We start from the raw sequence: 4,092 nt of genomic DNA, 5'->3' as shown, positions 1-4,092 counted from the left end.
CTCTCCATAAAAGTTAAGTTTAAATCTTGTATTGCTCAAAAAACTAATAATTGACGTTTACTTCATGTTTTGTTTAGTTTTCAAAGTTCACTTTGTCGCTGTATCTCTTAGCGACTTATATAATAATAACACACATAATCATTTATAGTCAATAATTATTTTATTATTATTTTCTTGCCACATATTTTGAATTAATGTGACAACGTTTAATAATATACCACTATTTTATTCTGTTTGCAATAACTTTTTAACAAAAAATGAGAATCTTATTCATTATAGTAAAAGAGTAATTCTACAAAAATACCCATTTACTATAATGATAGGTCAACCTTATTCCACTGCTGTAGGTAGTTCTACAATAAACAATGATCCTTGCCCTAGTTCACTTTCTACATAAACTATCCCATTATGCATCTCAACTATTTTTTTTACGATTGATAAACCCAACCCATTTCCAACTGTTGTCCGGTCTCTTGATTTATCAGCTTTATAAAATCTTTCAAAAATATGCATTTGCTCTTCATCAGATATACCGATTCCAGTATCTTGCACTTTTATAATTACCTTATCATTTTCTTGTTTTGCATTAATAAAGATATCACCATCATTAGGTGTAAACTTTATACTATTAGTAATTAGGTTCATCCAAACTTGATTTAAAAGGGCCTCATCACCAATCACATCGATTTTACTGAGATTAACATGCATATTAATGTTTTTTTCTACTATTTGTGGTTCGCAGCTTAACAACGAGTACATAAGTTGACTATTTAATGAAAAACGATTCTTCTCTATAGGCTGGTTCTGTGATTCTAATGAGGTTAACTTTAAGAGATTATCACTAAGCTTTGATAATCGTGTGCTTTCAAATTCAATAATATTCAAATATTGTTTTCGTTCCTCTAAAGGCAATTCTTCATTTTGTAGTACTTTCGCAAATCCTTTAATAGATGTTAAAGGTGATTGAATCTCATGCGAAACATTTGAAATAAACTCTTGCCTCATATTTTCCATTTGGTTTAAGTTCAATGCCATATTATTAAAGCCATCTATTATTTGACCGATTTCTCCTCCGAAAGCATTTCTAACTTTCTCAAAATCCACCGATACATTAAACTCTCCTCTGGAAATGCTTCTAATTGCTTGCATAATTTCCTTTACCATTCTCATTTGTTTCGGGTGATGGAAAACTCTACCAAACGTTCCTCCCGCTAACATTAATAATAGAAAGGTTACAAATGTATTTATAATTTGTATTGTTATTTCCGAAAGATTAGTTTTGTAGTGCTCAAAAAAATATCCGGTTAAATAGTGCGTTATAATGCTACCAACTGTTATGGCAGTCGTTAGTAATAATATAGCCCCTATAATATCTCTAATTTTTTTAAGTATCTTCATTTTACTAACTCCATTCGATACCCTAATCCCCATACAGTGGATATTTTAAAACCAAATTCTTTCTCGGGAAATCTTTCTCTTAGACGTTTAATATGAACATCTACTGTTCTTTCATCTCCTGCGTAATCGAATCCCCAAATATTTTCAATTAATTGTTCTCTTGAATAAGTCCTTCCTAATGAACTTGCTAAAGTAAATAAAAGCTCTAGTTCCTTCAAAGGCATATTAATTCCCTGATTTCCAATAAGAACTTTATAATTGCCATGATCAATCGTTAAATTACCTATTTGTACGATTTTTGATGAAGAAATTTTCGATCTCCTTAATAAGGCCTTTACTCTTACAACTAATTCAACTGGTTCAAATGGTTTTACAATATAGTCATCGGTTCCTAGTTTAAATCCTTTAACTTTTTGTTCAGTCTCACCTTTTGCAGTTAGCATAATAATAGGAAGATCGGCCTCGTTTCTAATTTCACGACAAAGCTCAAATCCATCCATCTTTGGCATCATTAAGTCTATAATTAACATATCAATTTTATTATCTTCAAAAACAGTAATTGCTTCAATACCGTTTGTAGCTTCAAAAACAGTGAAGCCTTCATTCCGTAACAGTACGTTCAATAATTTTCGAATATGTGGATCATCGTCTACAATTAAAATACTAGTCATAAAAGCACCTTCCTTGAATGTAGTTATACAGCACTATTTACTCTTAATTGTTGATCAGCAAACTCTCTATACATAAGATGGGTATTATATAATTCTTCATGTGTTCCAATGCCCGTTATTTTTCCTTTATCTAAAAAGACAATTTGATCGGCATCTATAACTGTCGATAAACGATGGGCAATAACTATAGTCGTTCTACCTTGCATTAAATTAGAAAGCGCATTTTGTACTACTAACTCGGATCTACTATCCAAATTCGAAGTTGCCTCATCTAACATTAATAACTTAGGATTTCTTAATAAGGCACGAGCAATTCCTATTCGCTGTCTTTGTCCTCCCGACAGTTTTATACCTCTTTCTCCAACTTCGGTATCAAACCCTTTAGGTAAATTATTAACAAATTGGTCTACATAAGCCATTGCTGACACATAGGCCAATTCTTTATCGGATACTTCTCTTTTAATCCCATAACATATGTTATCCCTAATAGTTCCTACAATTAATGGACTTTCTTGTGCTACATATCCTATTTGCTTTCTCCAACTTTCTAAGTTATAGCGATCTATTGAATGCTTACCAACTTTTATTTCGCCGGTTTTAGGAGAATAAAATCTTTCAATAAGTGAGAAAAGTGTTGTTTTTCCACTACCACTTGGTCCTACAATTGCTGTGACTTTACCTGAAGTAATCGTAAAGTTAAGATTTGATAACATCTCCTCTTCTTTATATGCAAAGTGCAGTTTATTAATAGTTATTGGTAAGTTCATATTAATTTCTTCATTTCCAGAATCATAATCTTCTTCTTCATGTTCCAATATATTAATCATTCTTTCTGTAGCTCCCTTCGTTTTTTGAAGCTCAGTAAAGAATTGTGTAATTTGCGTTACCGGGAAGATTATTTGGAATAAATATAGTATATACGCTACTAATGCTCCTGCAGTAATTGCTCCAGAAGAAACTCTAACCCCGCCGTATCCAATTATGACTACTAGAATCAACATTAAAACAAAGGAAACAATAGGTCCTATTAACGATTGAAACTTACCTTCCTTAATTCCAAAAGATAATAAGTTACTAATCCCCTTATTGCCTTTTGTAATTTCGACAGATTCCGCATTTGAAACTTTTACTAGTCTAATTTCAGAAAAAACTTGGCTAATTAATGATGTGAATTTTGCTGTCTCATCTTGAGTTGCCTTTGATAGCTTTGACATCTGTTTTCCGATTGGAATAAAAATCAACGTAATAACAGGTATAATACTGAATGTTACTAAGGTCATTCTCCAATCTAGTATTAGTAAAAGTGTAAAAGATCCGATAATTGATATAATACCTGTTAAAAAATTGGTAATATGCTGAGTAATTAGCCCTTTTAATATCGCGGTATCATTCGTAACTCGACTAACGTTTTCACCAGTCTGTGTCTCATCGAAATATGAAATTGGGAGCACGACCATCTTTTTCCATAATCGTTGTCTTACATTTGCAACAACTGTATTTCCCACTCTACTAAGTAAATAGATAGAAGCTGCAGATGATACTGCTTGTATTATTAGGACAGCTGCAAAAATTGCTATTTGTCCTGCACTTAATGATGATATTGAAAAGCCATCTACAAACTTTTTTGTTAGGAGGGGCAATAGTAATCCTACCAAAGTAGTCACTACACTTAGTGAAACCCCTATCCCAAACATCCATTTTGGAGGGTTTGCGTTTTTTATTAGAGAGATAAAGTTTCTCCAATCACTTTTTTTATTTATTTTTTTTTCGTCTCTCATTTCATTACTCCTTACTTTAGCTATTGTTTATCTACTTTACTTTTAAAATTTACAACTAAAATATGAATAAAGAATGAACTATAAAATTATTTTACTGATCAAGTTGGCATTTAACATATTAACTTTTATAACGCAAAAAAACATCAGCCTAATAGCTGATGTTTTTTTTTAACCAGGCGACGTTCTACTCTCACAGGGGGAAACCCCCAACTACCATCGACGCAAAAGAGCTTAACTGCCGTGTT

General features: G+C 31.9%; 3 protein-coding genes and 1 rRNA gene. All 4 read right to left on the bottom strand.

Annotation, left to right across the window (positions count from 1 at the left end):
- Nucleotides 1-330: 330 nt before the first annotated feature.
- Complete coding sequence (locus ACFCYN_RS25120) at nucleotides 331-1,398, bottom strand: HAMP domain-containing sensor histidine kinase (protein ID WP_172446574.1); 1,068 nt, start codon at nucleotides 1,396-1,398, stop codon at nucleotides 331-333.
- The gene (locus ACFCYN_RS25115) at nucleotides 1,395-2,069 is read right to left on the bottom strand and encodes a response regulator transcription factor (protein WP_172446573.1); all 675 of its coding nucleotides are present in this window, start codon (nucleotides 2,067-2,069) and stop codon (nucleotides 1,395-1,397) included. Before ACFCYN_RS25115 ends, ACFCYN_RS25120 begins: the two co-directional genes overlap by 4 nt.
- Nucleotides 2,070-2,092: 23 nt before the next feature.
- The gene (locus ACFCYN_RS25110) at nucleotides 2,093-3,847 is read right to left on the bottom strand and encodes an ABC transporter ATP-binding protein (RefSeq protein ID WP_375952839.1); all 1,755 of its coding nucleotides are present in this window, start codon (nucleotides 3,845-3,847) and stop codon (nucleotides 2,093-2,095) included.
- Between the two features lie 171 nt (nucleotides 3,848-4,018).
- Nucleotides 4,019-4,092: ribosomal RNA gene (gene rrf, locus ACFCYN_RS25550) — 5S ribosomal RNA — on the bottom strand; the annotation flags it as partial.

Origin of the sequence: Gottfriedia sp. NPDC056225 (assembly GCF_042267765.1) — a bacterium.
Classification (GTDB): domain Bacteria; phylum Bacillota; class Bacilli; order Bacillales; family Bacillaceae_G; genus Gottfriedia.
The sequence above is the reverse complement of the archived record's forward strand: the minus strand, read 5'-3'. Positions and strand labels throughout refer to the sequence as shown.